The following is a 4406-nucleotide window of genomic DNA, read 5'->3' on the forward strand; positions in this document are numbered from 1 at the left end:
ATCGCCTTCAACGTCATCCCCGAGATCGACGTGTTCATGGAGGACGGCTACACCAAGGAAGAGTGGAAGATGATGATGGAGACCAAGAAGATTCTTGATCCCAAAATCAAGCTGACCGCTACTTGCGTGCGGGTGCCGGTGTTCGTCGGCCATTCCGAGGCCGTCACCATCGAGTTCGAGAATCCGATTTCGGTCGACGAGGCGCGCGACATCCTGCGCAACGCGCCGGGGTGTCTGGTGATCGACAAGCACGAACCCGGCGGCTACGTCACGCCCTATGAGGCGGCCGGCGAGGATGCCACCTATATCAGCCGCATCCGCACCGATCCCACGGTCGACAACGGCCTGGTGCTGTGGTGCGTGTCGGACAATTTGCGCAAGGGCGCGGCGCTGAACGCGATCCAGATCGCCGAATGCCTGATCAACCGCAAGCTGATCAGCGCCAAGAAAAAGGCGGCGTGAAAGAAGCCGTAGGGTGGGCAAAGGCGCATCTTCGCGCCGTGCCCACCAGATACGGAACGCAGAAAGCAAGTTGGTGGGCACGCTCCGCTTTGCCCACCCTACGCACCAAGTGAGATGCGGGAGCCGGAACTGCGATGACCGAGCCGCCGGCGCCATCTCCCCAGCCGCAGCTGAAGCGCGTCGAGCGCGGCCTCGAAGCCGTGCTGTTCAACAGCCGCTGGCTGATGGCGCCGTTCTATCTCGGCCTCGTCGTCAGCCTCGCGGTGCTGATGCTGAAATTCTTCATGCTGCTGTGGGAGTTCATCACGCACGCGCCGGGCTCGAAGGAGACCGACATCATCCTCGGGGTGCTCGGCCTGATCGACGTCACGCTGACCGGCAATCTGATCCTGATCGTGGTGTTTTCCGGCTACGAGAATTTCGTCTCCCGGATCGATGCTGACGACCATCCGGACTGGCCGGCATGGATGACCCGGGTGGATTTCGCCGGCCTGAAGCAGAAGCTGCTCGCTTCCATCGTCGCGATTTCGACGATCCAGGTGCTGAAGGCGTTCATGAACATCGATGCCGCCTTCGACGCCGTCAAGATGGCCTGGCTGGTCGCGGTGCTCTTAGTGTTCGTGATCTCGACGCTGTTGTTGGCCCTGTCAGATCGCTGGGGCGCGGACAAGGGCGAGTAGCGAATAGGAAAAATTTCCATTCGTCATTCGTTACTCGCTATTCGCCTCTTCCCTCACGCTGCGAAATTCCTTGGCCTCCCGATCGAGCACGAACAGCGAGCCCTCGGCGACGCCGAAATAGGCGCCGTGCAGCTGCAATTCACCGCGCTCGACCGGCGTGCGCACGAAGGGAAACGTCATCAGGTTCTCCAGGCTGCGGAACACCGCGGCCTTCTCGATCCTGACGGTAAAATCCTGCATCGTCTCGCGGTCGCGCTGCTCGACGATTTCGCCTGGCTTGATGAACATCGCCATCCACTTGCCGATGAAATCGCCGGGCGAGAGTGGTTCGATCTTGTCGATGAAGGCGCGGATGCCGCCGCACTGGGCGTGGCCCAATACCACGATGTGCTTTACCCGCAGCACCGAGACCGCATATTCCAGCGCCGCCGAAACGCCATGCGCTCCGCCGTCGGGCTGATAGACCGGCACCAGATTGGCGACATTGCGGACCACGAACAATTCGCCGGGACCGACGTCGAAGATCACCTCGGGCGACACCCGGGAATCGCAGCAGCCGATCACCATGACTTCCGGCGATTGGCCGATCTCGGATAATTCGCGGTAGCGCGACTGCTCGGTGGGCAGCCGTTGCGAGGTGAAAGCGCGGTAGCCCTCGATGAGACGCGGCGGAAATGTCTGCATGAGGCTTGCTAACCATAAGCGGCAAGCCGGAACAAGCCTTTCGATTGGGCAGGTGAAGTGGTATCGCGTGGGGCTCGAAACCATCTCAGGGACCGCCTCATGATCCGCCCGCGCCGCAGCCTGTTATTCATGCCCGGTTCGAATGCCCGCGCGCTGGAAAAGGCGCGCAACCTGCCGGCCGACGGCATCATCCTCGACCTCGAGGATTCGGTGGCGCCCGAGGCCAAGCAACTGGCGCGCGACCAGATCGCCGCGGCGGTCGCGGCCGGCGGCTTCGGCAGGCGCGAGGTGCTGATCCGCGTCAATGCGCTGGATTCGCCCTGGTGGGTCGACGACGTCGCCATGGCCGGCAAGGCCCGGCCGGACGGCATCCTGGTTCCAAAAGTTTCAAGCGTGAAGGATCTCAGCCTGATCGCCGACCGCCTCGGCCACGTCAAGGCCGACGACTCGATCAGGGTGTGGGCGATGATCGAAACCGCGCAGGCGGTGCTGGACGCCGAGCAACTCGCCGCCGCCTCTCAGGATGCCGAGATGCGGCTCTCCGGCTTCGTGTTCGGGCCGAACGATATTTCGCGGGAGACGCGGATCAGGATGCTGCCGGGCCGCGCGGCGATGCTGCCGCTGATCACCCATTGCATCCTCGCTGCCCGCGCCTATGGCCTCGAAATCCTCGACGGGCCCTACAGCGATTTCAGCAATGTCAACGGATTCGGCCAGGAATGCACGCAGGCGCGCGACCTTGGCTTCGACGGCAAGACGCTGATCCATCCCGGCCAGATCGACGCCTGCAACGCGATCTTCACCCCGCCGGAAGAGGAAGTCGCCCACGCCCGCCGGATCATCACAGCCTTCGAGCAGCCGGCAAACGCTGCCCGCGGCGCGATCTCGCTCGACGGACAGATGGTGGAGCGGCTGCACGCCGAAATGGCCCGGCGCACCATCGCCATCGCCGACGCGATCGCGGCGATGGGGCATTGATTTCCTTACCCTCCCCTGGAGGGGGAGGGTCGGCTCGTATCGCGCGAAGCAAGATGCGAGACGGGGTGGGGTGATCTCTCAACTCGGGCACCGTTCGAGACGAGAGACCGTCACCCCACCCCGCCGCTCATTTTATTCGCGTCGACCCTCCCCCTCCAGGGGAGGGTAAGTCAGAGCCCCAAACCGCTCCGCCGCCCAAGCGTAGAGGCTGCCGGGAACGGGCGGCTGGTTGCCGCGGCCTTTCGGCGAGACGTGCAGGCCGATGATGCCGGGATCGCCGATCAGCGCGGAAAAATCCGAGGGCTCGAAGAACAGCTTTGGCTCGGCGTGCACCGCGTAGAACGATTTCTTCGGCAGCGCGTAGTGCAACTCGCCGGCTCTGCGGGCGAGCGCGGTCAGCGCCGCCGGGCCATAGATCGCGATGCGAATATCCGACAGCCGCTTCGAGCCGCCGCGCAGTTTTCGTAACGCAAAGGTCAGGCGGTGCCGCAGCGCCAGCCAGTCCGGCGTCAGCGCGTCCTGCGCCATCAGCTTGGCGAACGCGGCCACGATGGCGTCGTCAGGCGGCAGATAGAGCACGGAATTGCCGAGCTGGCGCGGCCGCTCCCAGGCGAAATAGGGTTTTGCCGGATCGATCTCGACCGGCTTCAAGAGCAGCACGTCGGCGTCGAGCCACAGGCCGGCTCTTTCAGCCATCAGCCGCATCCGGAAAAAATCCGAGAATTGCAGGATGGTCCAGTCGCGCCAGACGCCGTCGGGACCGGTCGGGCGCAGTTTCTCCGCGAACGAACGCGGCAGGATCGCTTCGGCCGCGGCGTTGCCGACGCCGTCGGGCAATTTTCCAAGCGGTTCGAAACTGTAGACGGTGACCTTGTGGCCGGCGGCGACCTGCGATCTCAGGCAGGTCAGCCGGAGCGTATCGAGCGGGCCGTGCCAGAAGGTGACGACATCGGGCCGCATGGTTACATGGTTCTCCGTCATCCTGAGGAGCCGCGCTCTTGCGCGGCGTCTCGAAGGATGGCCACAGATACGGATTGTCATCCTTCGAGGCTCGCACCTCAGGATGACGTCGTAGAGCTGGCCAGCCTCATGGACCGCGACTTTCTGATCGACCTGTTTTCGGAATTCGGCCCGGTCACGATCCGCCCGATGTTTTCCGGCTTCGGCATTTCGGCCGACGGCACCAACTTTGCGCTGGCGCTGCGCGCCGGCCTGTATTTCCGCGCCGACGAAGCGACCATTCCGCAATTTGAGGCGGAAGGCTCAACGCCGTTCCAGTATCAAACCAGGGCCAAGACCGTCACGGTCGGCTCCTACTGGCAATTGCCGGCGCGGCTGTTCGACGATCCCGAGGAATTGGCCGGCTGGGCGAGGGCGGCGCTCGCAGCGGCGCAGCGCGCGGCGGTAAAGAAACGGCCGAAAGCGAAGAAGGCGGTCAGAAAGAAAAGTGCGAAGAGAGCAAAGACGTCATCCTGAGGTGCGAGCCTCTTTGGCGAGCCTCGAAGGATGACTTGCTGGGGGCTCATCCTTCGAGGCCGTCGCAAGTGCGACGGCACCTCAGGATGACGTCAGCGTTGATCGACGACTGTCACGCCACCTGGC

Annotated in this window: 6 protein-coding genes; 4 read left to right on the top strand and 2 right to left on the bottom strand. The window is 63.6% G+C overall.

The window, feature by feature from the left end; all coding sequences use genetic code 11:
• Nucleotides 1-462 (top strand): aspartate-semialdehyde dehydrogenase (locus tag VK804_RS00725; RefSeq protein WP_325366753.1); only part of this gene is annotated, 462 nt, incomplete at its 5' end.
• Between the two features lie 134 nt (nt 463-596).
• Nucleotides 597-1142: a TIGR00645 family protein gene (locus tag VK804_RS00730; protein ID WP_325366755.1), complete on the top strand. Its 546-nt coding sequence runs from the start codon at nt 597-599 to the stop codon at nt 1140-1142.
• 30 nt (nt 1143-1172) lie between these two features.
• Here the strand turns inward: VK804_RS00730 and VK804_RS00735 are convergent, their stop codons facing one another.
• On the bottom strand, nt 1173-1826 hold the full coding sequence (locus VK804_RS00735; RefSeq protein WP_325366757.1) for a carbonic anhydrase: 654 nt from the start codon (nt 1824-1826) through the stop codon (nt 1173-1175).
• A gap of 99 nt (nt 1827-1925) precedes the next feature.
• On the opposite strand from VK804_RS00735, the gene VK804_RS00740 reads away from it, so the two are divergent.
• The gene (locus VK804_RS00740; protein WP_325366760.1) at nt 1926-2804 is read left to right on the top strand and encodes a CoA ester lyase; all 879 of its coding nucleotides are present in this window, start codon (nt 1926-1928) and stop codon (nt 2802-2804) included.
• A 132-nt stretch (nt 2805-2936) separates the two neighbouring features.
• Here VK804_RS00740 and VK804_RS00745 read toward each other — a convergent pair whose 3' ends face one another.
• The gene (locus VK804_RS00745) at nt 2937-3764 is read right to left on the bottom strand and encodes a hypothetical protein (RefSeq protein ID WP_325366762.1); all 828 of its coding nucleotides are present in this window, start codon (nt 3762-3764) and stop codon (nt 2937-2939) included.
• Nucleotides 3765-3893: 129 nt separating this feature from the next.
• Between VK804_RS00745 and VK804_RS00750 the strand changes: the two genes are divergently transcribed.
• A complete protein-coding gene (locus VK804_RS00750; protein ID WP_325366764.1) occupies nt 3894-4280 on the top strand; it encodes a TfoX/Sxy family protein in 387 nt (128 codons plus the stop codon).
• The last annotated feature ends 126 nt before the right edge of the window (nt 4281-4406 follow it).

The sequence above is a fragment of the Bradyrhizobium sp. genome (genome assembly GCF_035484855.1).
Taxonomy (GTDB): Bacteria; Pseudomonadota; Alphaproteobacteria; order Rhizobiales; family Xanthobacteraceae; genus Bradyrhizobium.